The organism is Erythrobacter sp. (genome assembly GCF_024305245.1).
Lineage (GTDB): Bacteria > Pseudomonadota > Alphaproteobacteria > Sphingomonadales > Sphingomonadaceae > Erythrobacter.
On sequence record NZ_JAMWYX010000010.1, the window covers coordinates 71,236 to 96,974 of the forward strand.

Consider the following 25,739-nt stretch of genomic DNA (forward strand, 5'->3'; position numbering starts at 1 on the left):
CTGCCGCGTGCTCTGCCAAGTGCAGGGCGCCCGCCGCCTCCCTCACGCCAGCTTCACAGGACGCCCCTAACGTGACCCCCTATACCCCGCCGACCGCCGACCAGCTGCTCGCCATCCGCGTCAATGCCGGGATCGAGGAACTGGCGCAAAGCGAACGCTTCGCCCATGCCGAGCCCGATCTGGTCGAAGCCATCGTCGAAGGCGTCGGCGCGTTCGCCGCCGGGGAATTCGCACCGCTCAACCGCGTGGGCGATCTCGAAGGCGCGCGCCTCGAAAACGGCGTGGTGCGCCTGCCGGACGGGTTCCGGGAAGCCTACCACGCCTATGTCGAGCAGGGCTGGAACGCGATTGCCTCGCCCGAAGCATTCGGCGGACAGGGCCTGCCCTTCACGCTGTCGTGCAATGTGCTGGAAAACCTCGGCGCGGCCAATATGGCCTTCACGCTGCTGCCCATGCTGTCGGTTGGCGCGATCGAAGCGCTGGAGCATCACGGGTCGAAGGATCAGCAGGCGAAATACCTCCCCGACCTGGTCAGCGGGCGCTGGTCGGGCACGATGAATCTGACCGAGCCGGGCGCAGGCAGCGATGTCGGCGCGCTGCGCACCACCGCCGAACCGATCACGCAAGGGCCGCACGCGGGCCAGTACCGGATCACCGGGCAGAAGATCTACATCACCTGGGGCGAGCATGATCTGGCCGACAACATCGTCCATCTGGTGCTGGCGCGGCTACCCGGCGCGCCCGAGGGGTCGCGCGGGATCAGCCTGTTCCTCGTGCCGAAATATCATGTGAACGACGACGGATCGCTTGGGACGCATAATGACCTGCGCTGTGTCAGCATCGAACACAAGCTGGGCATCAACGCCTCGCCCACCTGCGTCATGAGCTACGGCGACAACGGCGAGTGTATCGGCGAGCTGGTCGGTCACGAGAACAAGGGGTTGGCGGCGATGTTCACGATGATGAACAACGCGCGCATTAATGTCGGCAACCAGGGCGTGCAGATCGGTGAGCGCGCCACGCAGCAGGCGCTCGCCTACGCCCGCGACCGGGTGCAATCGGCGCGCGCCGGCTCGCCCGACAAGACCGCCGTGGCAATCATCGAGCATCCCGACGTGCGCCGCATGATCCTGCGGATGAAGGCGCTGACCGAGGGCAGCCGCGCGCTGCTGTACTACTGCGCAGGACAGGTCGATCGTGGCAATCTGGGCGATGCGGCGGCGAAGAACCGCGCCGAAATCGTCGTGCCGCTGATCAAGGCGTGGGGCACCGACATCGGCGTGGAGGTGGCAAGCCTCGGCATCCAGATCCACGGCGGGATGGGCTTTGTCGAGGAAACCGGCGCGGCGCAACACTGGCGCGATTCGCGCATCGCGCCGATCTACGAAGGCACCAACGGCATTCAGGCCGCCGACCTCGTCACCCGCAAGCTGGGCCTCGACGGGGGTGAGGCGATGGTGGCGCTGTTCGAAACCATCGCCCGCGAAGCCGCCGGTGAAGCGAACCTCGCTGCTCTGGCGCAGGACTGCGCCGCCATCGCGCGCTGGATGCAGAGCGAAGCGAGCCTCGACGATCGCCTTGCGGGCAGCGTGCCGTTCTGCACCATGGCCGCGGTTACGGTCGCAGGCTGGCAGCTGATGAAGCAGGCCGCAGCGGTGGCGGCGGGCGCAGCGCCGGCTCTGGCAGCGAGCAAGCCGGTAACGGTGCGGTTCTTCCTCGACCGGATCGTGCCCGAAGCGGCGGGTCTGAAGGCAGGCGCAACCGCCGGGGCCGATGGTCTTTATGCTCTCCCTGCCGAAGCGCTGGTCGGCTGAGATGACCCAAGGGGGCGAGGCCTGGGAGCGGATCGCCGCCGCGCTGGAGCGGATGGCACCCCCGCCTGCGCCACCGACCGATTGGCTCGCGCACCCCGCCTATGTGTGGGACGGCCAAAGCGCGCGCAGTATCGCGGAGTTGGACGCGCTGCCGTTGGAGCGGCTCCACGGGATCGACACGCAAAAGCAAGCGCTGCGCGACTTGTGCGGACGTCTCGCGAGCGGCGCGGCGGCGCATGACGTGCTGCTATGGGGCGCGCGCGGGATGGGCAAGTCGGCGCTGGTGCGCGCCGCTGTGGCCGATGTGCAGTCGGACAGCCCGCAGGCATTGGCGCTGGTGCAACTTGCCCCCGGCGCGCTGCCCGGTTTCCCGGCGCTGATCGCCGAACTGGCGCAGCAACCCCGCGCCTTTCTGCTGTTCATCGACGATCTCGGCTTCGGCGATGATGGACGGGCCGAAATGCTCGCGCTGCGCGGTCTGCTCGACGGCGGCGTCGCCCCGCGTCCGGCGCATATCCGGATTGCGGTGACCGCCAACCGCCGCGCGATCACCATGCGTGAGGATACGTCCGCCGCGCTGCACGAACGCGACGAGCGTGACGATGCGCTGGCGCTGGCTGACCGGTTCGGGCTGACGCTGGGATTCCATCCCGCCAGCCGCGAGACTTTTCTGGCGATGGTCGAAAGCTACACCGCGCCGCTCGGTCTGAGCGTCGATGCGGAGGAGGCGCTGGCCTTTGCGATCCAGCGCGGCAACCGATCAGGCCGCACCGCGCTGCAATTCGCCACGGAGCTTGCGGGGCGGGCAGGAAAACGCCTCTAGTTCGTCTGCTGGCCGGCCTGCTCGCGCAGATAATCCTCCTCGAACACCGCGCGCGGATCGCGCAGCTCGCTCTGCGGACGCAGCGGATCGCTCTGCAACCGGGCAATCGCGGGCGCTGGCGAGGCCGAGGGCGAACGCACCCGCCAGATGACGCCCGCCGTATCGTCGGACACCAGCAGCGCGCCATCTTGCGCCCATTCGACCCAGGTCGGCCGTCCGCGGGTGGTGCCTTCGCCGGTCAGGAACCCGGTCAGCACCGGCTGCGGCTTACCCACCGGATTGCCGCGCGCATCGAACTCCACATAGACCACATCATAGCCCGAGGGCGGCTTGCGGTTCCACGAGCCGTGCCGCGCCACGAAGGCACCGCTGGCGAAACGATCGCCCATCACGTGGCCTTCGCTGCTGAACACGAAGCCCAGCGCCGCGACATGCGGTCCCAGCGCGTATTCAGGGTTGCGGGTATATTCCATCAGGAATTGCGGCATCGGCGCTTCGACCCGGCGATCGATGTTGGTCTTGTAGTAGATCCACGGCCAGCCATATTGCGCGCCCACCGGGACATTGGTGAGGTAATCGGGCACCAGATCCGACCCGAGCATGTCGCGCTCGTTCACTGTGACCCACAGCTCGCCGGTCCAGGGGCTGAAATCCATGCCGTTGGGATTGCGCAGGCCGACAGCGAACTGGCGCTGGCGACCGGCCTCGAGATCATATTCCCAGATCATCGCCCGGCCCGCTTCGAAATCCATCCCCTGATCGCCGATATTGCTGACCGATCCGACCGCGACATACAGGCTGTTGCCATCGGGCGAGAGCTCGAGATTGCGCATCCAGTGGCCGCCGCCGCCGGGCAGATCCATCAGTTTGCGCGGGGTGCTGGTGACCTGGTCGGTCCCGAGCGTGTAGGGGAACGCCAGCACAGCGTTGTGATTGGCGACATACAGCGTGCCGTCCTGGTAGGCCATGCCCGAAGGCGAGTCGAGCCCTTCTTCGAGCAAGACCTGCTGCGTTTCGGCGGCGCCATCGCCATCAGTATCGCGAAGCATGATGATCTGGTTGGCGGATTCGCCCGCCGATCCGGCCTTGGCGAACAGGATGCCTTCGATCCAGCCGCGGACCGTCGCCATGATCCCGCTCGCCTCGTTCTCCTTCGCCGGAGCGCGGGTCAGCGTGACCAGCACATCGCCATTGGGCAGCGTGTAGAGCACGCGCGGATGATCCAGCCCCTCGGCAAAACGCATCACCTCGAGCCCGGCGGCGGCTTCCGGCTTTTCGTCCGCAGCCCAGCCCACCGGCTCGGCAATCTTGACGGTCGGGAAGCTTTCGGCGGCAGGTTCCTGCAACACCGGATCGGTGCCGGCAACCGCCTCTACCGAAAGTTCGGCGGTGTCGCCGCGTGAGAGCCAGAACAGCACCGCGACGACCAGCAGGACGACGACGAGGACAGCGATTGCGATTTTGCGGGAGAATGCCATGTGGGGGGAGATAGAGCCGCCGCGCCCCGGCGGCAACTGGCAAGCGACGCAAAGGCCCGATCCCGATGTATGATTTCAAGCCCGATACCGCACTCGACCCGGTCGAGGTCCACCGCGAACTGCTCGGTGCCGCCGATGCGCTGACCGCAGGCGAGCCGGACGGTACCGCCAACATGGCCAATATCGCGGCGCTGCTGTGGGAATTCCTGCCCGATCTCAACTGGGCCGGGTTCTACCGCACCGCACCGACCAAAGACGGCGCGGGCAGCGAGTTGGTGCTTGGCCCGTTCGTGGGCCGCCCCGCCTGCATCCGCATCCCGTTCGGCGCAGGCGTTTGCGGCGCGGCCGCGGAAAGTCGCGCCACGCAACTTGTCGCGGATGTCCATGCCTTCCCCGGCCACATCGCCTGCGACGCGGCGAGCCGTTCGGAACTGGTCGTGCCGGTGCTCCGCGATGGCGCGGTGATCGCGGTGATCGACCTCGATAGCCCCTCGCCCGCCCGCTTCGGCGCTGCCGATGCCGAAGGGATCGAGGCGCTGGCGGCGCTGCTGTCCGACCGTATCTGACAGAATTCCCGCCACTAGCGGCCCGAAACGGGACAGCGCCCTCAGCACTGCTTGGGGACGGGCGCGAGTCGATGGTAAGGTTTTGCTAACCATCGGTTTGCGCGCCATATCCCGCGCGCGGCTGCTTCAGGGGGAATCTGCCAATGCCCACGCGCCTGCCCACCCGTTCGCTCACCGCGCTTACGCTCACCATGCCTGCGCTTGCGCTGTCCACCGCCGCGATTGCACAGGATTACAGCGACTTGCCGCCGCTCAGCCCGATGAGCGAGGCGGAAGTGCGGACGTTGCCCGCCGAGTATCGCACCGCGCCGGTGATGACCGCCACGGCCGACACGCAGACCATCATCGGTGACGACGGGGTGGAGACGATCACCCGCACCCGCCGGATCGAATCGCCGCGCCCGCTCCCCGCTGCCCCGCAAGGTCACGCGATGCAGGGCTACACGCAGTCCTATGCTCCCGCGCAGGCCTATGCGCCCGCGGTGTTCGAGCGTGACCAGTGGATCGCGGAATGCCACCGCCGCACGGCGGGGCGGAACCGCGACGATACCGGACTTATCATCGGCGGGCTGCTCGGCGCGGTTGCGGGCGGCGTTGCCGGCTACGAGATCGCCGGCGGGGGTGATCGCGTGCTCGGCACCGTGCTCGGCGTGGGCGGCGGCGGGCTGATCGGCGGATTGCTCGGGAGCCTGTTCGGCGGGGACAAGGACAAGAACCGCTATGATTGCGAAGCCGCGCTCGACAGCTACCTGTCGCAATATGGCGCGCCGGGCACGGTGTAATTTTCGTAACGCACCGTCTCGCGCACCACCACCTGCTGCTGCTGTTCGCTGCGCACCGGGACCATCACCATCTGCTACGGCTATTCCTATGCCCCGCCGCAGCAGATGGTGATGGTCCCGGTGCGCAGCGAACAGCAGCAGCAGGTGGTGGTGCGCGAGACGGTGCGTTACGAAAATTACACCGTGCCCGGCGCTGTGCGCGAAATCCCCGCAGCGCGCCCCTCGCCCAAGATGATCAAGGCCGACCGCTAGAGCCTTTCCTCTGCCTTGATGGCAGGCACAGAAAGCCCCGGAAGTTGCATGGCGCGACTTTCCGGGGCTTTTGATTCGGTGAAACGCGGGGTGGGTGTTCTCAGAATTCGCCGCCGGTGAGGCGCTGGCACACCAGATCGAGCTGATCCAGCGTGGTGTAGCGGATCGTAATCGTGCCCTTGCGCGGATCGACTTCGGGCTTGATCCGGACGCCAAGCCCCAGAAATTCCTCGAGATGATGCTGCACGGCGAGAATATCGGCGTTTTCCGCCGGTTCGGCGCGGTGGCCAGCGTTGCGGGCAGCGCCGTCCTTGCCAGCCTTGCGGGTCAACCCCTCCATGTCGCGCACCGACAGCCCATCGGCCACCGCGATTTCCGCCAGATGCGCGGCATCGGGCCGCCCGATCAGCGCGCGGACATGACCGGTGCTGAGCTTGCCCTGCTCGACCAGATCCAGCACCCTGTCGGGCAGCGTCATCAGCCGCATCATGTTCGCGACATGGCTGCGCGACTTTTCGACCATCTTGGCGATGTCGACCTGGATCATGCCCTCGTCTTCGGAGAGCCGGTGATAGGCGCGCGCTTCCTCGACCGGGTTCAGATCTTCGCGCTGCAGGTTCTCGATCAGTGCGAGCGCCATCACTTCGCGGTCTGTCAGGGTGCGGACCAGCGCCGGGATCTCGTGCAGACGCGCCTTCTGCGCCGCACGCCAGCGCCGCTCGCCTGCAACCAGCTGATAACCGGTGCCTTCGGGATGGGGCCGAACGATAATCGGCTGGATCACTCCGCGCGTGGCGATCGAGGCCGCCAGTTCATCCAGCGCCGCTTCGTCGAAATGCTTGCGGGGGTTGCCCGGCAGCGGCTTGATCGTGGCGAGCGCCAACATCCGCAGGGCCGCGCCGCCGGGTGTCGGTGCATCGACAGGCTCTTCGCGCCGGACCAATGGCTCCTCGCGCCGGGTCTCGCCCAGCAGCGCGCCCAGACCCTTGCCCAACCGCCGCGGCTTTTCCGCAGCCGCGCGCATTGTTGGAGCAGTATCAACGGCTTGATCGGTATCTTCGCTCATGCGGCTTGCCTTTCTGCGGGGAAGCGCCCGATCAATTCGCGCGCCAGGGCCATATAGGCGCGGCTGCCGGTGCAATGCTGGTCATAGATCAGCGCGGGCAGCCCGTGGCTCGGCGCTTCGGACAGGCGCACGTTTCGGGGAATGACGGTTTCGAACACCAGCTTGCCGAGGCAATCGCGGACATCGTCGGACACCTGATCGGTCAGCCGGTTGCGGCGATCAAACATCGTCAGCGCCACGCCGATGATGCCAAGCCGCGGATTGAAGCGCTGCTGCACCTGATCGACCGTCTGGAGAAGCTGGCTCAGCCCTTCGAGCGCGAAGAATTCGCACTGCAGCGGCACCAGCAGCGTATCGGCGGCGCACAGCGCGTTCAGCGTCAGCAGCCCCAAGGACGGCGGACAATCGATAAACGCAATATCGTGGCTGGTATGATTCGCCAGCGCATCGCGCAACCGCGAGGTGCGATCCTCGACCGAAACCAGCTCGATCTCGGCCCCGCTGAGATCGACCGTTGCTGGTACGATATCCAACCGCGGGATACTGGTCGGCACGATGGCGTCTTCCAGCGCGACTTCGTCGACCAGCAGATCGTAGCTCGAGACTTCGCGCGATGCGGCCTGCACGCCAAGCCCGGTCGAGGCGTTGCCCTGCGGATCGAGGTCGATCAGCAGCGTGCGCCATCCGGTCGCGGCCATCGCGGTGGCAATGTTGATCGCGGTCGTGGTTTTACCCACCCCGCCCTTCTGGTTGGCAATCGCGATGGTCAGCATGGCGTATCCCGTCCTTCCCGCAGCCGAAATTGCCTGAATCGCGGCGTTCCGGGGGTGTGTCGCGTGTCAGGCCTTCACAATGATTCCCGCATCGGGATCGGTCAAGGAATGTTTCACGTGAAACATTGCTCGAATCGAAGGTTTCAACGCCTCCAACTCCTGCGCCGCCGAGCGGCCCTTGGGCAAGACATAGGCAGTCGCCGCTGTGGAGAAGGGTGCGGACAAGCTCAGGAGCTTCGGCAAGGGCGCAAACGCACGGGCGGAAATGGCGCGGGCGGCGAAGGGGGTAACCCGCTCCAACCGCTGCCCTTCGACCCGGCATTTCCGCAGATCGAGCGCCGCAATGCATCTTTCGAGAAATTCCACCCGGCGCGCCCGGGATTCGACCAGCACCATCGGCATGTTGGGGCACAGCGCCGCTATTACCAACCCCGGAAATCCCGGCCCACTCCCGAGATCGAGCCAAGGGCCGATCGCATTCGGCCCCAATGTTTCTCGTGAAACATTTTCGATGAGTTGCGCCGAATCGGCAATGTGGCGCTGCCAGATATGCGGCTCGGTCGCCTTGGCGATCAGATTCTGGCGCTGATTCTCCTCCAGCACCAGCGCGGCGAATGTCGCCATCCGCGCCATTGCGTCCGCATCGGCGAGGGTCGCGACATAGGCGCGGGCCTCCTCTTCAGTCCTGATCACGCTGCACGCTGCCCGTCAGCCAGCCGGCGGCGGGCGTGGACCAGCAGCGCCGACAGTGCAGCGGGCGTCACCCCCGCCACCCGGCCCGCCGCCGCGAGCGTTCCCGGCGCGGCCTTGGTCAACCGCTCGACCATTTCGTTCGAGAGACCGGGAACCTCCGCAAAGGGGAAATCCGCCGCCAGCGTCAGCGCCTCGCTCGCGCGCAGATCACGCAATTCGGCATCCTGCCGCGCGAGGTAAGGCGCGTAGGCCGCATCCTCTGCCATCTCCTCGGCCAGCAGCGGGTCCAACGCAGCCACGTCGCCAAGCCATGGGGCGAGCGCATCATGCGTGATCCCGTCATAGCGGAGCCATTCGGCAATCGGTTTTACACCATGATCGCGCCGTACCGGCAATCCAGCATCGGCCAAGTCGCGGGAGTGGAGGCACTGCGAATGTTTCACGTGAAACATTTCGCGCAAATTTTCGCGCCGTTCCCACCATGACCTGCGTTCTTCACTCACGCATCCCGCCGCGATCCCCAACCCGGTAAGCCGCGTCGCCGCATTATTGGCGCGGAGCCGGAGCCGGTATTCAGCGCGGGAGGTGAGCATCCGATAAGGTTCGGACACGCCCTGCAAAGTCAGGTCATCCACCATCACCGCGATATAGGAATTGGCGCGATCAAGCGCGGGCGCAGCCCTGCCCAGCACCGCAGCCGCCGCCTCCAACCCGGCGACCAGGCCCTGTGCGGCAGCTTCCTCATAGCCAGTGGTGCCGTTGATCTGTCCGGCACAATAGAGACCTGGGATCACCCTCACCTGCAAATCCGGCGTCAATGCACGCGGATCGATATGATCATATTCGACCGCATAGCCCGGCTGCACGATTTCGACCCGCGCGCAGCCCGGCATCGTGCGGACAATAAGCTCCTGAACATCGACCGGCAGCGAGGTGCTGATCCCGTTGGGATAGACCATGTGGGTATCCAGCCCCTCCGGCTCCAGGAACACCTGATGGCCCTCCCGGTCCCCGAAGCGGTGGATCTTGTCCTCGATCGAGGGGCAATAGCGCGGCCCGGCCGCACCAATCGCACCTGAAAACAAAGGGGACCGGTGGAGATTCGCGCGTATCGCATCATGACCCGCCTGCGTGGTCCGGGTGATCGCGCAGAACACCTGAGGGTTAAGCCGCCGCGGGGTGAGCGGAGACATAGTCCAACTCTCGTCATCCGAAGGCTGTTCTTCCAGCGCGGCCCAATCAATGGTGCGCCCGTCGAGCCGCGGCGGTGTGCCGGTCTTCAGCCGCGCCATCGGCAGATCGGCAGCGCGCAGCTGCTGGGCGAGACGCTTTGCGGCGTTCTCACCGATGCGCCCGCCTTCGAACCGCTCCTCGCCGCGAAACAGCACGCCGCCGAGGAACGTGCCGGTGCACAGGATCACGCGCGGGGCGTTGAGGATTGTTCCGTCCGCGAGTTCCAGTCCGGCGACCACCCCGCTTTTCAGCACCAGCGCAGCCGCTTCGCCCTGCACCAACATCAGGTTCTCTTGCGTGCGCACGATTCTCTGCACTGCCGCCTTGAACCGCACCCGGTCGGCCTGCACACGCGGGCCCCAGACGGCGCTGCCCTTGGAACGATTGAGCATCCGGTAATGAATCGCGCCGGCATCCGCCGCGCGCCCGATCACCCCGTCGAGCGCGTCGACTTCGCGCACCAGATGCCCCTTGCCGAGACCACCGATGGCGGGGTTGCAGCTCATCGCTCCGATGGCCTGGAGATCGAAGCTGACCAATGCCGTGCGCGCACCCATCCGCGCCGCCGCGCAGGCAGCTTCGACTCCGGCGTGACCGCCGCCGATTACGAGGACATCGAAGGAATGCATGCGGCGCAGATAGGGCTTGGCGCAGGGATCGTCAAAGCCGTTTCATCAGGCAAAATGTTTCACGTGAAACATTGGCCGCAAGAAATGCCGAAAATGTTTCACGTGAAACATTGTGCACGCTTCACTTGCCGATGCAGAACCGCCCGAACAGCGTGTCGAGCATATCCTCGGTGGTCGCGCGCCCGATCAGCCGGTCGAATTCGTGCCGCGCACGGCGCAGTTCTTCCGCGATCAGCAGCGGGTCGCTGAGCATCTCTGCCGCTGCCAAAGCCTCTGCCGCTTCGGCAAGCCGGGCATGTTGACGGGCATTGAGCGCGGCCTCCCCCGGCTTCGGCAGTGTGCCGCGCGCCACTTCGGCCAACGCGGATTTCAGCGCGCCAAGCCCCTCGCCGGTCGTTGCCGACAAGGTGAACCGCGCCGAAGGTTTGGCTGTGAAGTCGCCGCGATCCGCCTGCGCCGCAATTTCCCACGCGCCCTGCGGACCCTCGCCTTCCGGTCCGAGCCACAGTACGAGATCGGCGCGCGCCAACTCGCCCCGCGCGCGGTCGATGCCGATCGCCTCGATGGCTTCCGCGTGCGCGCCGTCGCGCAGCCCTGCAGTGTCGACAAAGGTAAACGGAACGCCTGCGATACCCACAGACCGCTCGATCACATCGCGCGTCGTCCCGGCAATGGGCGAGGTGATCGCTGCCTCGCTTTCGATCAAAGCGTTGAAAAGCGTTGATTTGCCCGCATTCGGCGGCCCGGCGAGCACCACCCGGTACCCCTCCCCCAACCGCTCCGAGCGCGGACGCGACAGCCAGACGCGCAGTTCGCCCGCCAGCGCGGCAATGTTCCACGTGAAACATTCTGGGAGGTCGGACGCGTCCTCATCGTCGGAGAAGTCCAGCGCAGCCTCGATCTCGGCCGAGAGTGCGAGTGCACGTTCGCGCCAATCCACCACCTGGCGCGACAAGGCACCGCCCGCGTTCGCCAACGCGGCGGCGCGCTGCAATTCGGTCTCGGCGGTGAGCAGATCGGCCAGCCCCTCGGCCTCGGCGAGATCGATGCGGCCATTGGCGAAGGCACGTCGGGTGAATTCGCCCGGTTCGGCACGGCGCAGGCCGGGGAGTGCCGCCAGCGCCGCCTCTACCGCGGCGATCACCGCGCGCCCACCGTGGCAGTGCAATTCCGCGAGATCCTCGCCCGTCGCGGTGTTCGGTCCCGGAAACCACAGCGCCAAGGCTTCATCGAGCATTGCCCCGTCCGTATCGCGCAACTTGACCAGCGCAGCGCGGCGCGGCTCCGGCATCCGCCCGGCCAGCGCAGCCAGCGCGGCTCCCGCCTGCGGCCCGGAAATGCGGATCACACCGATAGCCGAAGGCGGCGCGCCGCTCGAAAGCGCGAAGATCGTCGGATTCTGGCTCATCGCAGCGGAACTATTCGGAGCCCTTCGGCCCTTCGCCGGCCCGCCCGGTGGAGCCGGACGCCGCCTTCATCCCGCTTTCGACGAAGCTCTGGAACATCTTCAGCCCTACCTGCCCCATCGGCGCCAGGGCCTGCGCATATTGCTGCAACTGATCGGGGTTTGAGACGCCCTGCATCGCCTTGGTGATGTTCTCGACATAGACATTATTGGCTGCGCTGACATCGGGCAGGCCCATGAAACTGCGGGCTTCCTCTGGCGTGCAGTCGATTTCGATGGTGATCTTCATGGCGCATCCTCCTGTCTGTCCATCCATTTGGGCTTGGCAGCCGAGCAAGGCAAGCGATAGGGTTCGCCCCGCACCCCTTCCCCCGCAAGCGAGAGAGACATCATGAGCCTCAACGAAACCATCCCCACCCTTGACGGCGCCAATGAAGCTGGCGGGTCCAGCTTCGGTGCCTATGTCGCCAAGCCCGAAGGCACACCCAAGGCCGCCATCATCGTTATTCAGGAGATTTTCGGTGTGAACCCCGGCATCCGCAGCAAATGCGACAAGCTGGCAGCGGACGGATATCTCGCGGTCGCCCCCGATCTGTTCTGGCGGCTTGAACCCGGCGTCGAATTCGATCCCGATGTCGAGGCCGAGTTCCAGACCGCGCTCGACATGATGGGCAAGTTCAACCAGGACGCCGGCATCCGCGATATCGAGGCGACGATCCACCACATCCGCCGCTCGCTGGGCGTCGCGAAGGTCGGCTGCGTCGGATACTGCCTTGGCGGGCGGCTCGCTTACATGACCGCAGCGCGCACCGATATCGATGCGAGCGTCGGCTATTACGGCGTCGGGATCGACGGATTGCTGGGCGAGAAGCACGCGATCTCCAACCCTCTGATGCTCCACATCCCGACCGAGGACGGCTTTGTTTCACGTGAAACACAGGCAGCGATGCACGAAGGGCTGGACGATCACCCGCGCGTGACGCTGCACGACTACGAAGGGCTGGATCACGGCTTCGCCACCGAAACCGGCAAACGCCGCGACGAAGAAGCCGCGACCCTCGCCGACAGCCGGACTGCCGCCTTTTTCGCCGAACATCTGGGGTGAGCGCGGGCGCCGAAAACCACACGGGCCTCGCCCGCTGGCACGCCTATATGGAGGGCGGGAGCGATCCTGCCCTCCTGTCGGCGCTATTAGCGGATGATGCTGTGTTCCACTCTCCGGTGGTGCACACCCCGCAGATCGGCAGGCCGGTGGTGCTGGCCTACCTTGTTGCCGCTGCGCAGGTGCTGGGGAACGATGCTTTCCGCTATACCCGCGAGCTGGTCGACGGGAACGAGGTGATGCTCGAATTCGTCACGGCGATCGACGGCATAGCGATCAACGGGGTCGACATCATCCGTTTCGACGAAGCAGGAAATATCAGCGATTTCAAGGTTATGGTGCGTCCGCTGAAGGCGATCAACAAGGTCTGGGAAGTGATGGCAGCGCAACTCGAAACAGCGAAGGGTCAATCCTGACGCACGGCGAGGTATTGCTCCACCTTGCGAACGGCGTCTTCGGGAATGCCCAAGGTACGCAACTGCGCGATGAAGTCGGCCGATTGCGTAATGGGCTGTGACAGATGGATCCGCTTCATCTTCCACGCCGGAAAAGCACGCTTATCAGCGGCCCAGCGCCCGAGGATCGTGATCGAATGATGTCTTGGGTCGTGGGCCAGATCGCCAAGCAGTTTGTCCAGCGCAGACGTATCGCCTTCGATATACTGGAAGAACAGACCGCCCACGACACACAGAAACCCGGTGATCCCGCGATCGGGATTGCGCAGGGACGACTTCTGAATAATGTCGAACACGTCACCACCCGCAAGCGAGGGGATTGCAGTGCTGACGTAGATTAGCCGTTCCATAACACCCCTCCTGCACTTGGAGGGGGTTACGCGAAAAGGTGTGAAAACAATCCTACCGGCACATTAAGATTTAGAACTGATCTATCGTGACCGGCGCACTTCCAATCAATTCAGCACCGCGAAGTTCATGATCATCTTGCGCACTTCGGGGTCGAGGCCTTTGGGCAGCTCGCCTTCGAGCATCTCCTGGCGACTTTCGATGCTCTCGGCGATCATTACCCGCTTCATCGCCCAATCGGGGCAGGTGCGTTGGGCGATCCCGCGCCGGTCGAGCACCGAGACACCGCTGTGGCGCGGATCGGCAAAGATCGTTTCCATTAGCGCATTGACCTCGCCCTCTGCCCCTTCGAGCAGCTGGAGAAAATTGCGGCCGTTGAACAGCAGCAACCCGGTTATCCCGCGCGCCGGATTATTCCGCTCGCTGGTGGCGAGAATCGCGTCGACTTCTTCGCGCAGCAAAGTCGGCGCGGTGCTGATATAGAGATATTGGCTGAGCACTTTTTTCGACCCGTCCGTTGTCGTCCCGATGGCACGCCCCCCGGCGCGCCCTTGCCTATTGATTCATCGTATCGAAGAAATCGTCGTTGGTCTTGGAATCCTTCATCTTGTCGAGCAGGAATTCCATCGCATCTACGGTGCCCATCTGCATCAGGATGCGGCGCAGCACCCACATCTTCGACATCTTGTCCTTTTCGACCAGCAGTTCTTCCTTGCGGGTGCCGGACTTGCCGACATCGAGCGCGGGGAAGATGCGCTTGTCCGAAACCTTGCGGTCGAGCACGATTTCGCTGTTGCCGGTGCCCTTGAACTCTTCGAAGATCACTTCGTCCATGCGGCTGCCGGTGTCGATCAGCGCGGTGGCGATGATCGAGAGGCTGCCGCCTTCCTCGATGTTACGCGCCGCGCCGAAGAACCGCTTGGGCCGCTGGAGCGCGTTGGCATCCACACCGCCGGTCAGCACCTTGCCCGATGATGGCACCACGGTGTTGTAGGCGCGGCCCAGACGCGTGATCGAATCGAGCAGGATCACCACGTCGTGCTTGTGTTCGACCAGACGCTTGGCCTTTTCGATCACCATTTCGGCGACCTGCACGTGGCGATTGGCGGGCTCGTCGAAGGTCGAGGAGATCACCTCGCCCTTCACGCTCCGCTGCATGTCGGTGACTTCCTCGGGCCGTTCGTCGACCAGCAGGACGATCAGGAACACCTCGGGGTGGTTGTCGGTGATCGCCTTGGCAATGTTCTGCAGCAGCACGGTCTTACCCGTGCGCGGGGGGGCGACGATCAGCGCGCGCTGGCCCTTGCCCTGCGGCGCGATGATGTCGATTACGCGGGCGCTCTTGTCCTTGACCGTGGGATCGAGGCTGTCGAGCGTCAGCTTCTCGTCCGGGTAGAGCGGGGTGAGGTTATCGAAGTTGGTGCGCAGGCGGACCGCGTCGGGATCGTCGAAATTGACCTTGGCGAGGGTGGTAAGCGCAAAATAGCGCTCCCCTTCGCGCGGGGCGCGGATCTCGCCTTCGACCGTGTCACCGGTGCGCAGGCCCCAGCGGCGGACCTGATTGGGCGAGACATAGATATCGTCCGGCCCGGCAAGGTAATTCGCCTCGGGCGAGCGCAGGAATCCGAAGCCGTCCTGCAGCACCTCGATGGTGCCGATCCCCATGATCTTTTCTTCGTATTCCTCATCCTCGGCCAGTTCCCGCAGGATGCTGAACAGCAGGTCCTGTCGGCGCATGGTCGAGGCGCCTTCGACGCCCAGTTCTTCGGCCATCTGGACCAGTTCGGCCGGGGTCTTTCGCTTGAGGTCTTTGAGATGCATTGTCGTTATTTTCCGAAAACAGGAGTGGCCGGATGGTCAGTACCTCTTTGAGAAAGAGGCGCCCCGTGTGGCGGGGCCGGGCTTGGAGAAAGCAGACCTGAAGAAGCGCGTGGAACGCTTCCGAAACCGGATGAACTCACGCGGGATAGAACTGCCGCGCGGTCCGGTCAATCGCGGAAATGCAGGGCCGGTGCGGCCTGCCTCAGAACGGCTTCAGATAGACCAGCGCGACGATGAACAGGAGCAGCACGCCGGGCACTTCGCCGATCATCCGCAGACGGGCTTCGGTCAGCGGCCGCTCGCTGCGCGCCATCTTCTTGGTCTGCCCTACCAGCCAGCCATGATAACCGGTCAGGATGAGCACCAGCGTCAGCTTGGCATGCAGCCAGCCGTCGCTGAAAAAGCCCATCGCGATTGCCATCGCCAGACCCAGCACCCAGACGATGATCAGGCTGGGGGTGAGGATGATTTTGCGCAGCTTCCCCATCCGGGTCGCCCACTTGGCCTCACCTTCGGAACCAGGCGCATGATCGAGCATGTAGATGCACTGGCGCGGCAGCATGAACAGGCCCGCCAGCCAGAACACCATGAAGATGACATGGCCGATCTTGAGGAACGGGTAGATGGTGAGGAGGACGGATTGCATGACCTCTCAACCCCTAGCCGGGTTTCTGAGGGCCGCAAGCAGTTCCTCGACATGCGGGATCGGGGTGAATTGTCCGATTCCGTGGCCGAGGTTGAACACATGCGGGCGATCCTCGAACGCGTCGATGATCGTCCGAACCCGCTCGGCCATGGCCGGACCGCCGGCTTCGAGCAGCAACGGATCGAAATTGCCCTGCACCGGCATGCCCGCAGGCAGGCTGGCATGCGCCCAGGCCGGATCGAGCGTTTCGTCCAGCCCGACCGCATCCACCCCGGTTTCGCGCGCATAGGACGGCAGTTTTGCGCCCGCGCCCTTGGGAAAGCCGATCACCGGGGTGTCGGGATGCGAAGCCTTGAGCTGCGCGGTGATCGCCGCATTGGGGGCGACCACCCACTTTTCGAACTGGTCGGGGGCAAGGCTGCCCGCCCAGCTGTCGAACAACTGCACCGCCTCGGCACCCGCATCGATCTGACCGCGCAGGTAGGTGACCGAAACTTCGATGATCGCATCCACGATTGCCTGCATGTGCGCCGGATCGCGGTACGCCAGCAGCCGCGCCGGGCCCTGATCCTTCGAGCCCTGACCTGCGATCATGTAGGTCGCGACCGTCCAGGGGCTCCCCGCAAAGCCGAGCATCGTCACTTCCGGCCCGATCAGCGCGCGGGTGCGGCGCACGGTCTCGTAGACCGGTTCGAACCGCTCGAACGCAGGTGTGAAGCTGTCGAGCCCGGTTTCCAGCAGCGTCGGCGACAGGTGCGGCCCTTCACCAGCCTGAAACGTCAGCCCCTGCCCCATCGCATGCGGCACGATCAGGATATCGGAAAACAGGATTGCCCCGTCGAACCCGAACCGCCGGATTGGCTGCACGGTGATCTCGGCTGCGGCCTCGCTGTCGTAAACCAGTTCGAGGAACCCGCCCTTTTCGGCCCGGAGTTCCCTGTATTCAGGCAGATAGCGCCCGGCTTGGCGCATCAGCCAGACGGGGGCAACGTCCTGACGGACACCATTGAGCGTATCGAGAAGCGGACCGGGCATAGGGTTCCTTTAAACAAAACTAATCTAATTATAAAAGGATTGATGGAGTCTGTTGGCCCTGTGGATAGCGGGAATTACCGGCGCTTGCCGGATTATGCCCAAGCTGAACAGGACCGAATGCCCCCACCGAATCCGCAAGGGACCGAGGTCAAGCAAGCTTTATCCCCACTCTTCCCAGCCTGTCGACAAGACTTGTCCCGTGTGCGCAAATACCCCCCACCGAATGCCTGTCAGCGGGGACTTAAATCGCTCCCCTGCTTGTTAGCCCCGCTGTCCCGTGGTTTATGCGGGGTTCTGTCCACAGCCTCCACCCCCTGGCCCGAATCCGGACCGCGAGCGCTCAACTCATGAACCGACTCAATCTGCATCTGGTATCGGATTCGACCGGCGAGACGCTGGAAATGATCGCGAAAGCCGCGCTGGCGCAGTTCGACGATCCCGATGTCAGCCGCCATTTCTGGCCGATGGTCCGCTCGCTTCAGCATCTCGACCGGATCGTGCCCGATCTCGCCGCGCATCCGGGGCTGGTGCTGTACACGCTGGTCAATCCCGAAACCCGCAAGCGGCTGGAGGAGCATTGCCGCCATCTCGGCCTGCCAGCGGTCGCGGTGCTCGATCAGGTGACCGCCGCACTGGAAGCGCAGCTGGGGCAGGAGGCGCATGGCCGTCCGGGCCGTCAGCACATGATGGACGAAAGCTATTTCAAGCGCGTCGATGCGATCCAGTACACCATCGCCCATGATGACGGGATCGGATACGAGGAGTGGGAAGAGGCCGATATCATGCTGGTGGGCGTGTCGCGGTCTTCCAAGACCCCGACCAGCATCTACCTCGCCAATCGCGGCTTCAAGGTCGCCAATATTCCGCTGGTGGTCGAAAGCCCGCCGCCACCTGCCTTGTATGGGCTCAGGCACCCGCTGGTGGTCGGCCTCACCACCTCGCCCGAACGGCTGGTGCAGATCCGCCGCAACCGGCTGCTGTCGCTGAACGAGGCGACCGAGACCGCCTATGTCGACAATGACCGGGTGAAGGCCGAATTGCAGTTCGCGCGGCGGATGTTCGCCGATCATGGCTGGCCGGTGATCGATGTCACCCGCCGCTCGATCGAGGAGACGGCCGCCGCGATCATCCGCCTGGCACAGGAACGCCACCGCCGCCCGCCGAGCGAGGGCGGCGTGGGGAAACCGATATGACCGCCGCGCACGCGCCGCGCCTGATCCTCGCCAGCAAATCGGCTTCGCGCCGGGCGATGCTGGATGCCGCCGGGGTGGCGTACGAAGCGGTGCCTGCCGATATGGACGAGCGTGCGGTGGAGGCAGGGCTGGCGGGCGCGGCCCCCGGCGAGGTGGCCGAGGCGCTGGCGGTCGCCAAGGCGGCGGCGGTGGCGGCGGCCCATCCGGGCGCGCTGGTGCTGGGTTCGGATTCGCTGGTGGTTGCAGGCGGGCGGCGGTTCGACAAGCCGGGTTCGGCCGAGGAAGCGGGCGAGCATCTGCGGTTCTTCTCGGGACGCATGATGGAACTGCATAGCGCCGCGGCTCTGGTGCGAGACGGTGGATGCGAGTGGAGCCATGCCAGCATTGCCCGCCTGCACGTGCGCGATCTGTCGGATGATTTCATCGCGCACTACCTGAGCCTCGAATGGCCCGAAATCGGCCACACCGTCGGCGCATTCCGGATCGAGGGGCCGGGGGTGCAGCTGTTCGATCATATCGAAGGCGACCAGTTCACCGTGCTGGGCATGCCGTTGCTGCCGCTACTGGGCGCGCTGCGCGAGGCCGGGGTGCTGCTGGCATGACCAAGCCCTATGCAGAAGTCATCGGCGATCCGATTGCGCAGTCCAAATCGCCCGCGATCCATAATTTCTGGCTGGGCAAGCTGGGGTTGGAAGCGGAATATCGCGCAGCCCATGTGCGGGCGGACGGATTGGCGGATTACCTCGCCGCCCGCCGCGCCGACCCCGACTGGCGCGGGTGCAACGTCACCATGCCGCACAAGCAGGCAGTGATGGGATTGCTCGACCGGATCGACCCGCCCGCCGATGCGATCGGTGCGGTCAACACGATCTTCCCGACCGCCGGAGCGCTGGCGGGCACCAACACTGACGCGGCGGGCTTCCTCGAACCGCTGGGTGAAACGCTGGCGCAGACGCATTATTTCCGCATGGCGCGGATTCTCGGCACAGGCGGCGCGGCGCGGGCGATCATTACCGCGCTGGCAGGCCACGGCTTCACGCTGGTGGTGGCAGGCCGCAATCCGGCCAAGGCGCGCGCGCTGCTCGACGAACTTGGTGGAAAGGGCGAGCATCATGCAATCGACCTCGCCCATTTCGCCGATCCCACCGATTTCCCCTTCGACGACCGCGAAGCGTGCTGCGATCTCGTCATCAACGCCTCTTCGCTGGGGATGCAGGGGCAGCCGGCGCTCGCCTTCGACTGGAGCCACGCCCCGCCCGGCAGCATCGCCTATGATGTCGTCACCGCGCCGCTGGATACCGCGTTCCTGCAAGGCGCGCGGGCGAAGGGCCACCGCACCATCGACGGGCTTTCGATGCTGATCGGGCAGGCGGCGGCGGCGTTCGAGAAATTCTTCGGCCACCCCGCTCCGCGTGCACATGATGCCGAATTGCGCGAGATCCTGACCCGATGACCCGCCCCACCATCATCGGCCTCACCGGCTCTATCGGCATGGGCAAGTCGACTGTCGCGGCAATGTTCGCCGAGGCGGGGATCCCCGTGTTCGATGCCGATGCCGAAGTGCGCGCGATGCAGGGGCCGGGCGGCGAACTTGTCTCCGCCATCGAAGCCGCTTTCCCCGGCTCGACCGGCGAGGCTGGCGTCGACCGTGACCGGCTTGGCCAGCATGTCTTCGCCAATCCGAAAGCGCTCGCCCGCTTGGAAGCCATCGTCCACCCGGCGGTGGCGGCCAGGCGCACCGCGTTCCTCGCCGCGCATCAAGACAAACGCGCGGTGGTGTTCGATATCCCGCTATTGTTCGAACGCGGCGGGCACGAAAGCGTCGACATGATCGTCGTCGTCTCGGCCCCGGCTGACGTGCAGCGCGCCCGCGTGCTCGCCCGCCCCGGCATGACCCCGCAGAAGTTCGAGCATATTCTCGGCCTGCAGCTCCCCGATGCCGACAAGCGCGCGCGCGCCGATCATGTGATCGACACCGGCACCAGCCTCGATGAAACCCGCAGCGCGGTCGCTGCACTGATTGCTTCACTTTGATGGCTTGCGGCACTTGCCAGCAGCAAAGCTTGGGCAGATAGTACCGCCAATGCGCGAGATAATTTTCGATACCGAAACCACCGGATTGGATCCCAAGAGCGGGGATCGCATGGTGGAAATCGGCTGCATCGAGATGGTCGGTCGGGTCGAGACGGGCCGCACCTTCCACGCCTATTACAATCCCGAACGCGATATGCCGATGGAAGCCGAACGGGTGCACGGCCTCAGCGCCGCCTTCCTCGCCACCAAGCCGCGCTTTGCCGAAAGCGTTGACGAACTGCTCGAATTTCTGGGCGATTCCCCGCTGGTGGCGCATAATGCCGGCTTCGACTTCGGGTTCCTCAACAACGAGCTGGAACGGATCGGCCGCGCGGCGATCAGCCTCGAACGAATGGTCGATACCGTCGCGCTTGCCCGCAAGAAGCATCCGGGCGCGAAGAACTCGCTCGATGCGCTGTGCACGCGGTACGGGATCGATCGCTCGCACCGGGTCAAGCACGGCGCGCTGCTCGATGCCGAATTGCTGGCGCAGGTCTATGTCGAACTGACCGGCGGACGGCAGATCGGGCTGGAACTGGCGGCGGTGCACAGTGTCACCGTGGCTGCGGCGGTGGTGAGCGTCGCCGGAACGCCTGCCCCCGCCCGTCCGGTGCGTCCACCGCGCCCGCACACCGCTTCGCCGGAAGAACTGGCGCGGCACAAGGAATTCATCGCCGGAATCGATAACGCGATCTGGGCGCGCTGAAGCCTGGGCGCGCGTCAGGATCGCCAGGATCCTCAACCCATAAGGAGGACAATGCATGGATATTCGGATTTCGGGCCACCAGATGGACACCGGCAGCGCCTTGCAGGAACACGCGGCTGACCGGCTTGGCGTGATCGTCGACAAGTATTTCGACAAGGCGCTGTCCAGCCACGTCACCTTCGGCAAGGCGCCCGCCGGGGCGTTCACCTGCGACATCGTCACCCACGTGATGCAGGGCCTGATCCTCAAGGCCCAGGGCTCCGCGCCCGATGCGCATATCGCGCTCGACGATGCGGTGGCCAAGATCGACAAGCAGCTGCGCCGCTACAAGCGCCGCCTGAATGATCGCCACGAACAGACCAACCATTCGCGCGCCGAGGAAGAAGCCGCCTACACCATCTTCGCGGTGGCCGAGCAGGACGAGGAAGAGGCGGATACCGCCTCCGACGCCCCGCTGGTGATTGCCGAAACGCGGGTGGATATCCCGACCGCCAGCGTGGCCGACGCGGTGATGATGATGGACCTGCGGCACACCCCTGCCCTGTTTTTCAAAAACGCTGGCACCGGCAGACATAATATGGTTTATCGCCGTGCCGATGGTTCGATCGGTTGGGTCGAACCGAAATAGAGTTCAAGCCTGGCCGTCGGGAACGGTAAAATGATCAGGCAGGACGTATGCGGCAGCAGCAGGAGGGGCATCGCCCCGGTCCGGCACGAGCCTTGCTCAGCTGTCTGACCGGATATTGTCTGCGCACGCATTTCATTTCGGGATTCGCACCATAATGGACGTCAACCTTGCCCTCTCGCCGCAGGCCATTGCGTTCGAGCACATCGACAGCAAAGCAAAGGCGCTCGACGCGATCGCGCACTTGCTGGCCGATACCTACGGGCTGGACGCAAACGAGGTGCTGGAAAACCTCGAAACGCGCGAGGCGCTGGGCAGCACCGGCTTCGGACGCGGGGTGGCGATCCCGCATTGCCGCAGCAAGGATGTGCGCAAGCCCAGCCTCGCGCTGATCCGGCTCGAACAGCAGCTCGATTTCGCCGCTGCCGACGCGCAGCCTGTCACGCTGATCTGCGGGCTGGTTTCGCCCGAGAACGCCGGGGCAACCCACCTGCACGCGCTCGCCGCGATTTCGCGCCTTGCCCGCGACGAGGCGAAGTTGCAGATGCTGGCCGACGCCCCCGATGCCGAGGCGGTCTATGCCCTCCTCACCAACCAGTTCGAGCGTAATGCTGCCTAAAGCGCACCGCCTGAGATCATGACCGCAGACGAGCACGATTCCCCCGCCACCGGGGCCGACGGACATTACCGCGCGCTGGAGCGGCTCTATGCCTCCGCGCCGGTGAACCACAAGTTTGCCTCGACGCTTCACATTCCGGGCGAAGGGCGATCGCGCCTGACTTTTACTGTGACCGAAGCGGATTATCACGCAGCGGGCGCGGCGCACGGGACGATCTATTTCAAGATGCTCGACGATGCGGCGTTCTATGCCGCGAACACGATGGCGACCGATCGTTTCCTGCTCACCACCAGTTTCAACCTGCACTTCACCAAGCCGGTACGCGCCGGAACCGTGATTGCCGAAGGGCGCTGGGTTTCGGGCCGACGGCGCGTGTTCGTCGCCGAAGCGCGGCTGGTTGACGAGGAGGGCGAGGAGATCGGGCGCGGCACCGGCACCTTCATGCGCTCGCACATCGCGCTGTCGGGCCTGCCGGGCTATACGGCCGGGCCGTGAGCGCACGCCTGCCCGCGCATCTGGAGGCCGGGGCGATCATGCGGCTGGCGGAAACCCAAGGCGGCTTTGCAACGGTGCTGGCCAAGGGCGAGCGCGATGCCGGGACTGTGCTGATCGTAACGACCTATCGCGGCGAGCCTTCGGTTCTTTACGAAAGAATGCCCGCGCTCGATGGTTCGCGCAGCTTTGTTGCTTCAAAGCGCGAAGATCCTGAAAACAGACAAGAATTTGCCGAATATCTGGCGCGGCGGCGGCGGCAGGACCCGGATATCTGGCTGATCGAGGTGGATATCGCTGATGCGGAACGCTTCATCGCCCAATTGTCGGGTTTTGCTTGACCCTGATCCGCGCGTAGCTATTTGCCCGCCCACTTCCTGGCGCAGGCTGACGGAGCGGCAATTCGGTCGTTCGATCAGCACGCAGACGGGGAGCGGCCGGCAGGCTTTTTGAACCCCCTCTTTTTTCAGCGAATAATCGCACAGGGATTCCGCCTGCGTCGGAGCACGCTCACCGCTTGAATAGTAGATTAAATGGGTCGTAAGACTTTTTCTGTCGTCGCACTGGCCGCTGTGGCCGCCGCGACGGTGACTTTGCCCGGCCTTGACAGTGCTGCGGCGCTGGCTCAAGCAGCCGATGACACGCTTTCGCTTTCCGGTGCGGCCGATCCGGCCCCGGCTGCGGAACTGGTTCCAGAACCCACCGTGTTCATCTCGGAAGAAGTGGTGCAGCCGCTTCCCGAACAGCCCGAAGCGCCGGTTCTGACCGAAGCCGGTTCGCTCCGCGAACTCGTCGGCATGGTCGATACCTCCGCCCCGATGAACGAAGATCTGCGCTGCCTTGCCGGTGCGGTCTATTTCGAAGCCCGCGGCGAGCCGCTGGCAGGCCAGCTGGCGGTGGCGCAGGTGATCATCAACCGCAGCGAGGATAATCGCTTCCCCGGCACCTATTGCAGCGTCGTGGCGCAGAAGGGGCAGTTCTCGTTCATGCGCGGCAGCCGCATGCCTGCTGTCCGCACGGGCACAGCCGCCTGGAGCCGCGCCGTGGCGATCGCGCAGATCGCCCATCAGGGCATGTGGCAGTCCGAAGCGGGCGACGCGGTGTTCTTCCACGCCAATTACGTCCGCCCCGGCTGGAGCCAGCGCAAGACGAAGCTGGCGCAGATCGACACGCATATCTTTTACCGCTGATCCTCGCCGCTGTTTCGCGCGTGCCGCGCGTGCCGCGCGAGCGGCTGCGGGCGCCCGGTTGGGCTTGCGGCGCTTCGCGCCGATCAGAGACAGCCAACGGGAGTAGCGCCGCAAGGGCAATCGCCCTCAAGGAGCGCAGCGATAGGGCGACAAAGACTCGGCGAGGATTACGCCTTCAGGCGTACCCAAACCGGCGCATGATCGCTGGCCTTCTCGCGCCCGCGATGATCCTTGTCGACACCGCAAGCTTCCAGCCGGTCGGCGCATTCGGGTGACAGCAGGATGTGGTCGATGCGGAAGCCGTGGTCGCGCTGCCATGCGCCTGCCTGATAGTCCCAGTAGGTCCACACCCCGCCGCGCGGATTGTGGGTGCGTAGCGCGTCGGTCCAGCCATCGGCCAGCATCCGGGCATAGGCGGCGCGGGATTCGGGCTGCATCAGCGCATCGTCCCGCATCGCCTTTACCGACCACGTATCGTCATCTTCGGGGATCACGTTGAAATCGCCGAGCACCACGGCGGGCACTTCTGCGGCCCAGATGTCCGCCATGCGCGCGCGCAAGGCTTCCATCCACGCCAGCTTGTAGGTGAATTTCGGCCCCGGATGCGGGTTGCCGTTGGGCAGGTACAGGCAGGCGATCCGCACGCCGCTGACGTCCGCCTCAAGGTAGCGCGCCTGTTCGGCGTCGCCTTCATTCGGACCGGGAATGCCAAGGCCGCGCTGGACCTCGGTGAGGGTGTATCCGGCAGCGTTGTCGACCAGAATCGCGACGCCGTTGAAGCTTTTCTGCCCGTGCCAGATCGCGCTGTATCCCAGCGCCTCGATGTCGGCGGCGGGGAAGCCTTCGTCCTGCGATTTGATTTCCTGGAGGCAGGCGACGCTGGGCCGCGTTTCGGCGAGCCATTCGAGCAGGCGCGGCAGGCGCGCCTTGATCCCGTTGATGTTGAATGTGGCGATTTTCATGGGATTCGCCTTACCCGTTCGCCCTGAGCCTGTCGAAGGGCTGTACTTTCTTTTTCCGCGTGGAGTTCAAGAAGTGCAGGGCTTCGACGAGCTCAGCCCGAACGGTAGGTGTGCTTAAATCCCGAAGCTCGACCCGCAGCCGCAGCCGGCCGCCGCATTGGGGTTTTCGACCTTGAACGCCGCCCCGCCGAGCGATTCGACGAAATCGACCACGCTGCCGCCGACCAGTTCGAGGCTCATCGGGTCGACCACCAGCTGCACGCCATCGGTTTCGCTGACCATGTCTTCGCCATCGGGCGCTTCGGCGAGGTCGAACTTGTACTGGAAGCCCGAACAGCCCCCGCCTTCGACCGAAAGGCGCAGGATCGGCGGGCGTGCCTGCTTTTCGGCGATCAGTGCGATCCGCTTGGCAGCCGAAGGGGTCAAAGTCATGGTCTGTGCGGTCATGAGTTTAAAATAGGCCACCCGCAGGACAACCTCAAGGCTTTCACACCGCCTGGATATAATTGCGCAGCGCCTCGGCCTCGTGCTGCACTTCGTCGATCTTGCGCTTCACCAGATCGCCGATCGAGATGAAGGCGACCAGCGTGCCATCCTCGACCACCGGAAAATGCCGGAACCGGCGGCGGGTCATCATGGCCAGCGCCTCGTCGATCGAGGTTGCAGGTTCGACCGTGACGGCGGGCGAGGTCATGATCTGTTCGACCGGCAGATCGAGGCACGCGGCCCCCTTGTCGCCGAGGCAATAGATCACGTCGCGTTCCGAAATGATGCCGACTACTGCGCCATCGCGCAGCACCGGCAGCGCGCCGATGCGCCGGGCAGCGAGGATGCGGACGGCCTCGGCCACCGGGGTCGAAACGTCGCAGGCGATGATGTCGGACGCGCCGCGCTGGGCGATGATGCTGGCGATGTTCATGGCCGACTCCCTTCTCTCAGGGTGCGAAGGTGCCATGTC

At 64.9% G+C, this 25,739-nt stretch carries 32 protein-coding genes; 17 read left to right on the forward strand and 15 right to left on the reverse strand.

Going from position 1 to position 25,739, the window contains the following annotated elements; all coding sequences use genetic code 11:
- The first annotated feature begins 71 nt into the window (after positions 1-71).
- Together Q0L48_RS13420 and Q0L48_RS13425 are read left to right on the forward strand one after the other, a co-directional pair.
- Positions 72-1,814 (forward strand): acyl-CoA dehydrogenase, encoded by a 1,743-nt coding sequence (locus Q0L48_RS13420; protein ID WP_296721766.1) that lies wholly within the window; start codon positions 72-74, stop codon positions 1,812-1,814.
- On the forward strand, positions 1,783-2,637 hold the full coding sequence (locus Q0L48_RS13425) for a DUF815 domain-containing protein (RefSeq protein ID WP_296721767.1): 855 nt from the start codon (positions 1,783-1,785) through the stop codon (positions 2,635-2,637). Before Q0L48_RS13420 ends, Q0L48_RS13425 begins: the two co-directional genes overlap by 32 nt.
- On the opposite strand, the gene Q0L48_RS13430 is transcribed toward Q0L48_RS13425, so the two are convergent.
- A complete protein-coding gene (locus tag Q0L48_RS13430) occupies positions 2,634-4,115 on the reverse strand; it encodes a PQQ-dependent sugar dehydrogenase (protein WP_296721769.1) in 1,482 nt (493 codons plus the stop codon). The genes Q0L48_RS13425 and Q0L48_RS13430 overlap by 4 nt on opposite strands.
- A gap of 65 nt (positions 4,116-4,180) precedes the next feature.
- On the opposite strand from Q0L48_RS13430, the gene Q0L48_RS13435 reads away from it, so the two are divergent.
- The 3 genes from Q0L48_RS13435 (at position 4,181) to Q0L48_RS13445 (ending at position 5,715) form a co-directional block, all read left to right on the forward strand.
- Positions 4,181-4,681, forward strand: coding sequence for a GAF domain-containing protein (locus tag Q0L48_RS13435; RefSeq protein ID WP_296721770.1), 501 nt, complete (start codon positions 4,181-4,183; stop codon positions 4,679-4,681).
- A gap of 143 nt (positions 4,682-4,824) precedes the next feature.
- Entirely contained in the window at positions 4,825-5,463 is a 639-nt protein-coding gene (locus Q0L48_RS13440; protein WP_296721772.1) for a hypothetical protein, read from the forward strand.
- Between the two features lie 111 nt (positions 5,464-5,574).
- Complete coding sequence (locus Q0L48_RS13445; protein WP_296721774.1) at positions 5,575-5,715, forward strand: hypothetical protein; 141 nt, start codon at positions 5,575-5,577, stop codon at positions 5,713-5,715.
- Positions 5,716-5,815: 100 nt separating this feature from the next.
- On the opposite strand, the gene Q0L48_RS13450 is transcribed toward Q0L48_RS13445, so the two are convergent.
- From Q0L48_RS13450 to Q0L48_RS13475, 6 genes are all read right to left on the reverse strand, one after another.
- On the reverse strand, positions 5,816-6,781 hold the full coding sequence (locus Q0L48_RS13450) for a ParB/RepB/Spo0J family partition protein (RefSeq protein ID WP_296721775.1): 966 nt from the start codon (positions 6,779-6,781) through the stop codon (positions 5,816-5,818).
- A complete protein-coding gene (locus tag Q0L48_RS13455; protein ID WP_296721777.1) occupies positions 6,778-7,554 on the reverse strand; it encodes a ParA family protein in 777 nt (258 codons plus the stop codon). Before Q0L48_RS13455 ends, Q0L48_RS13450 begins: the two co-directional genes overlap by 4 nt.
- A gap of 66 nt (positions 7,555-7,620) precedes the next feature.
- Positions 7,621-8,247: a 16S rRNA (guanine(527)-N(7))-methyltransferase RsmG gene (rsmG, locus tag Q0L48_RS13460; RefSeq protein ID WP_296721778.1), complete on the reverse strand. Its 627-nt coding sequence runs from the start codon at positions 8,245-8,247 to the stop codon at positions 7,621-7,623.
- Positions 8,244-10,109 carry a tRNA uridine-5-carboxymethylaminomethyl(34) synthesis enzyme MnmG gene (gene mnmG, locus Q0L48_RS13465; RefSeq protein WP_296721780.1) on the reverse strand — a complete coding sequence of 622 codons (1,866 nt, stop codon included), beginning with the start codon at positions 10,107-10,109 and terminating at the stop codon, positions 8,244-8,246. Before mnmG ends, rsmG begins: the two co-directional genes overlap by 4 nt.
- A 121-nt stretch (positions 10,110-10,230) precedes the next feature.
- The gene (gene mnmE / locus Q0L48_RS13470) at positions 10,231-11,517 is read right to left on the reverse strand and encodes a tRNA uridine-5-carboxymethylaminomethyl(34) synthesis GTPase MnmE (protein WP_296721782.1); all 1,287 of its coding nucleotides are present in this window, start codon (positions 11,515-11,517) and stop codon (positions 10,231-10,233) included.
- A 10-nt stretch (positions 11,518-11,527) separates the two neighbouring features.
- The gene (locus Q0L48_RS13475; RefSeq protein ID WP_296721783.1) at positions 11,528-11,803 is read right to left on the reverse strand and encodes a DUF6489 family protein; all 276 of its coding nucleotides are present in this window, start codon (positions 11,801-11,803) and stop codon (positions 11,528-11,530) included.
- A 102-nt stretch (positions 11,804-11,905) separates the two neighbouring features.
- On the opposite strand from Q0L48_RS13475, the gene Q0L48_RS13480 reads away from it, so the two are divergent.
- Together Q0L48_RS13480 and Q0L48_RS13485 are read left to right on the forward strand one after the other, a co-directional pair.
- A complete protein-coding gene (locus Q0L48_RS13480; RefSeq protein WP_296721785.1) occupies positions 11,906-12,619 on the forward strand; it encodes a dienelactone hydrolase family protein in 714 nt (237 codons plus the stop codon).
- A 47-nt stretch (positions 12,620-12,666) separates the two neighbouring features.
- Complete coding sequence (locus Q0L48_RS13485) at positions 12,667-13,032, forward strand: nuclear transport factor 2 family protein (RefSeq protein WP_296721896.1); 366 nt, start codon at positions 12,667-12,669, stop codon at positions 13,030-13,032.
- Here the strand turns inward: Q0L48_RS13485 and Q0L48_RS13490 are convergent.
- From Q0L48_RS13490 to hemE, 5 genes are all read right to left on the reverse strand, one after another.
- The gene (locus Q0L48_RS13490; RefSeq protein WP_296721787.1) at positions 13,023-13,421 is read right to left on the reverse strand and encodes a BLUF domain-containing protein; all 399 of its coding nucleotides are present in this window, start codon (positions 13,419-13,421) and stop codon (positions 13,023-13,025) included. The two genes, Q0L48_RS13485 and Q0L48_RS13490, sit on opposite strands and share 10 nt — an antisense overlap.
- A gap of 105 nt (positions 13,422-13,526) precedes the next feature.
- Positions 13,527-13,919 (reverse strand): BLUF domain-containing protein, encoded by a 393-nt coding sequence (locus tag Q0L48_RS13495; RefSeq protein WP_296721788.1) that lies wholly within the window; start codon positions 13,917-13,919, stop codon positions 13,527-13,529.
- Between the two features lie 55 nt (positions 13,920-13,974).
- Entirely contained in the window at positions 13,975-15,240 is a 1,266-nt protein-coding gene (gene rho / locus Q0L48_RS13500; protein WP_296721790.1) for a transcription termination factor Rho, read from the reverse strand.
- A 202-nt stretch (positions 15,241-15,442) separates the two neighbouring features.
- Positions 15,443-15,886, reverse strand: coding sequence for a CopD family protein (locus Q0L48_RS13505; protein ID WP_296721791.1), 444 nt, complete (start codon positions 15,884-15,886; stop codon positions 15,443-15,445).
- 6 nt (positions 15,887-15,892) lie between these two features.
- On the reverse strand, positions 15,893-16,921 hold the full coding sequence (hemE, locus tag Q0L48_RS13510; protein WP_296721793.1) for a uroporphyrinogen decarboxylase: 1,029 nt from the start codon (positions 16,919-16,921) through the stop codon (positions 15,893-15,895).
- A gap of 347 nt (positions 16,922-17,268) precedes the next feature.
- Between hemE and Q0L48_RS13515 the strand changes: the two genes are divergently transcribed.
- From Q0L48_RS13515 to Q0L48_RS13560, 10 genes are all read left to right on the forward strand, one after another.
- The gene (locus tag Q0L48_RS13515; RefSeq protein ID WP_296721794.1) at positions 17,269-18,114 is read left to right on the forward strand and encodes a pyruvate, water dikinase regulatory protein; all 846 of its coding nucleotides are present in this window, start codon (positions 17,269-17,271) and stop codon (positions 18,112-18,114) included.
- Complete coding sequence (locus tag Q0L48_RS13520) at positions 18,111-18,716, forward strand: Maf family protein (RefSeq protein WP_296721796.1); 606 nt, start codon at positions 18,111-18,113, stop codon at positions 18,714-18,716. The genes Q0L48_RS13515 and Q0L48_RS13520 overlap by 4 nt, the downstream gene beginning before the upstream one ends.
- A complete protein-coding gene (aroE, locus tag Q0L48_RS13525; protein ID WP_296721798.1) occupies positions 18,713-19,567 on the forward strand; it encodes a shikimate dehydrogenase in 855 nt (284 codons plus the stop codon). The genes Q0L48_RS13520 and aroE overlap by 4 nt, the downstream gene beginning before the upstream one ends.
- A complete protein-coding gene (gene coaE, locus Q0L48_RS13530) occupies positions 19,564-20,148 on the forward strand; it encodes a dephospho-CoA kinase (RefSeq protein WP_296721800.1) in 585 nt (194 codons plus the stop codon). Before aroE ends, coaE begins: the two co-directional genes overlap by 4 nt.
- 49 nt (positions 20,149-20,197) lie before the next feature.
- The gene (gene dnaQ / locus Q0L48_RS13535; RefSeq protein WP_296721801.1) at positions 20,198-20,893 is read left to right on the forward strand and encodes a DNA polymerase III subunit epsilon; all 696 of its coding nucleotides are present in this window, start codon (positions 20,198-20,200) and stop codon (positions 20,891-20,893) included.
- A gap of 55 nt (positions 20,894-20,948) precedes the next feature.
- Entirely contained in the window at positions 20,949-21,521 is a 573-nt protein-coding gene (gene raiA, locus Q0L48_RS13540) for a ribosome-associated translation inhibitor RaiA (protein WP_296721803.1), read from the forward strand.
- A 154-nt stretch (positions 21,522-21,675) separates the two neighbouring features.
- On the forward strand, positions 21,676-22,137 hold the full coding sequence (locus Q0L48_RS13545) for a PTS sugar transporter subunit IIA (RefSeq protein ID WP_296721805.1): 462 nt from the start codon (positions 21,676-21,678) through the stop codon (positions 22,135-22,137).
- An 18-nt stretch (positions 22,138-22,155) separates the two neighbouring features.
- Positions 22,156-22,632, forward strand: coding sequence for a PaaI family thioesterase (locus tag Q0L48_RS13550; RefSeq protein WP_296721806.1), 477 nt, complete (start codon positions 22,156-22,158; stop codon positions 22,630-22,632).
- Positions 22,629-22,970 carry a DUF1491 family protein gene (locus Q0L48_RS13555; protein ID WP_296721808.1) on the forward strand — a complete coding sequence of 114 codons (342 nt, stop codon included), beginning with the start codon at positions 22,629-22,631 and terminating at the stop codon, positions 22,968-22,970. The genes Q0L48_RS13550 and Q0L48_RS13555 overlap by 4 nt, the downstream gene beginning before the upstream one ends.
- Positions 22,971-23,162: 192 nt before the next feature.
- Complete coding sequence (locus Q0L48_RS13560) at positions 23,163-23,819, forward strand: cell wall hydrolase (protein ID WP_296721810.1); 657 nt, start codon at positions 23,163-23,165, stop codon at positions 23,817-23,819.
- Positions 23,820-23,986: 167 nt separating this feature from the next.
- Here Q0L48_RS13560 and xth read toward each other — a convergent pair whose 3' ends face one another.
- From xth to Q0L48_RS13575, 3 genes are all read right to left on the reverse strand, one after another.
- On the reverse strand, positions 23,987-24,781 hold the full coding sequence (gene xth, locus Q0L48_RS13565) for an exodeoxyribonuclease III (RefSeq protein ID WP_296721811.1): 795 nt from the start codon (positions 24,779-24,781) through the stop codon (positions 23,987-23,989).
- 114 nt (positions 24,782-24,895) lie between these two features.
- Complete coding sequence (erpA, locus tag Q0L48_RS13570; RefSeq protein ID WP_296721813.1) at positions 24,896-25,228, reverse strand: iron-sulfur cluster insertion protein ErpA; 333 nt, start codon at positions 25,226-25,228, stop codon at positions 24,896-24,898.
- A 40-nt stretch (positions 25,229-25,268) separates the two neighbouring features.
- A complete protein-coding gene (locus tag Q0L48_RS13575; protein ID WP_296721815.1) occupies positions 25,269-25,700 on the reverse strand; it encodes a CBS domain-containing protein in 432 nt (143 codons plus the stop codon).
- Positions 25,701-25,739 lie beyond the last annotated feature (39 nt).

Excerpts from the sequence above, each read along its gene's own strand:
- Q0L48_RS13490 (WP_296721787.1), bottom strand. The coding sequence starts at position 13,421 with ATGGAACGGCTAATCTACGTCAGCACTGCAATCCCCTCGCTTGCGGGT.
- raiA (WP_296721803.1), top strand. The coding sequence starts at position 20,949 with ATGGATATTCGGATTTCGGGCCACCAGATGGACACCGGCAGCGCCTTG.
- Q0L48_RS13450 (WP_296721775.1), bottom strand. The coding sequence starts at position 6,781 with ATGAGCGAAGATACCGATCAAGCCGTTGATACTGCTCCAACAATGCGC.
- Q0L48_RS13440 (WP_296721772.1), top strand. The coding sequence starts at position 4,825 with ATGCCCACGCGCCTGCCCACCCGTTCGCTCACCGCGCTTACGCTCACC.
- Q0L48_RS13545 (WP_296721805.1), top strand. The coding sequence starts at position 21,676 with ATGGACGTCAACCTTGCCCTCTCGCCGCAGGCCATTGCGTTCGAGCAC.
- Q0L48_RS13575 (WP_296721815.1), bottom strand. The coding sequence starts at position 25,700 with ATGAACATCGCCAGCATCATCGCCCAGCGCGGCGCGTCCGACATCATC.
- erpA (WP_296721813.1), bottom strand. The coding sequence starts at position 25,228 with ATGACCGCACAGACCATGACTTTGACCCCTTCGGCTGCCAAGCGGATC.
- dnaQ (WP_296721801.1), top strand. The coding sequence starts at position 20,198 with ATGCGCGAGATAATTTTCGATACCGAAACCACCGGATTGGATCCCAAG.
- mnmG (WP_296721780.1), bottom strand. The coding sequence starts at position 10,109 with ATGCATTCCTTCGATGTCCTCGTAATCGGCGGCGGTCACGCCGGAGTC.
- hemE (WP_296721793.1), bottom strand. The coding sequence starts at position 16,921 with ATGCCCGGTCCGCTTCTCGATACGCTCAATGGTGTCCGTCAGGACGTT.
- Q0L48_RS13520 (WP_296721796.1), top strand. The coding sequence starts at position 18,111 with ATGACCGCCGCGCACGCGCCGCGCCTGATCCTCGCCAGCAAATCGGCT.
- xth (WP_296721811.1), bottom strand. The coding sequence starts at position 24,781 with ATGAAAATCGCCACATTCAACATCAACGGGATCAAGGCGCGCCTGCCG.
- Q0L48_RS13480 (WP_296721785.1), top strand. The coding sequence starts at position 11,906 with ATGAGCCTCAACGAAACCATCCCCACCCTTGACGGCGCCAATGAAGCT.
- Q0L48_RS13455 (WP_296721777.1), bottom strand. The coding sequence starts at position 7,554 with ATGCTGACCATCGCGATTGCCAACCAGAAGGGCGGGGTGGGTAAAACC.
- Q0L48_RS13515 (WP_296721794.1), top strand. The coding sequence starts at position 17,269 with ATGAACCGACTCAATCTGCATCTGGTATCGGATTCGACCGGCGAGACG.
- Q0L48_RS13435 (WP_296721770.1), top strand. The coding sequence starts at position 4,181 with ATGTATGATTTCAAGCCCGATACCGCACTCGACCCGGTCGAGGTCCAC.
- rho (WP_296721790.1), bottom strand. The coding sequence starts at position 15,240 with ATGCATCTCAAAGACCTCAAGCGAAAGACCCCGGCCGAACTGGTCCAG.
- Q0L48_RS13485 (WP_296721896.1), top strand. The coding sequence starts at position 12,667 with ATGGAGGGCGGGAGCGATCCTGCCCTCCTGTCGGCGCTATTAGCGGAT.
- coaE (WP_296721800.1), top strand. The coding sequence starts at position 19,564 with ATGACCCGCCCCACCATCATCGGCCTCACCGGCTCTATCGGCATGGGC.
- Q0L48_RS13430 (WP_296721769.1), bottom strand. The coding sequence starts at position 4,115 with ATGGCATTCTCCCGCAAAATCGCAATCGCTGTCCTCGTCGTCGTCCTG.
- Q0L48_RS13445 (WP_296721774.1), top strand. The coding sequence starts at position 5,575 with ATGGTCCCGGTGCGCAGCGAACAGCAGCAGCAGGTGGTGGTGCGCGAG.
- mnmE (WP_296721782.1), bottom strand. The coding sequence starts at position 11,517 with ATGAGCCAGAATCCGACGATCTTCGCGCTTTCGAGCGGCGCGCCGCCT.
- Q0L48_RS13425 (WP_296721767.1), top strand. The coding sequence starts at position 1,783 with ATGCTCTCCCTGCCGAAGCGCTGGTCGGCTGAGATGACCCAAGGGGGC.
- aroE (WP_296721798.1), top strand. The coding sequence starts at position 18,713 with ATGACCAAGCCCTATGCAGAAGTCATCGGCGATCCGATTGCGCAGTCC.
- Q0L48_RS13550 (WP_296721806.1), top strand. The coding sequence starts at position 22,156 with ATGACCGCAGACGAGCACGATTCCCCCGCCACCGGGGCCGACGGACAT.
- Q0L48_RS13560 (WP_296721810.1), top strand. The coding sequence starts at position 23,163 with ATGGGTCGTAAGACTTTTTCTGTCGTCGCACTGGCCGCTGTGGCCGCC.
- Q0L48_RS13505 (WP_296721791.1), bottom strand. The coding sequence starts at position 15,886 with ATGCAATCCGTCCTCCTCACCATCTACCCGTTCCTCAAGATCGGCCAT.
- Q0L48_RS13475 (WP_296721783.1), bottom strand. The coding sequence starts at position 11,803 with ATGAAGATCACCATCGAAATCGACTGCACGCCAGAGGAAGCCCGCAGT.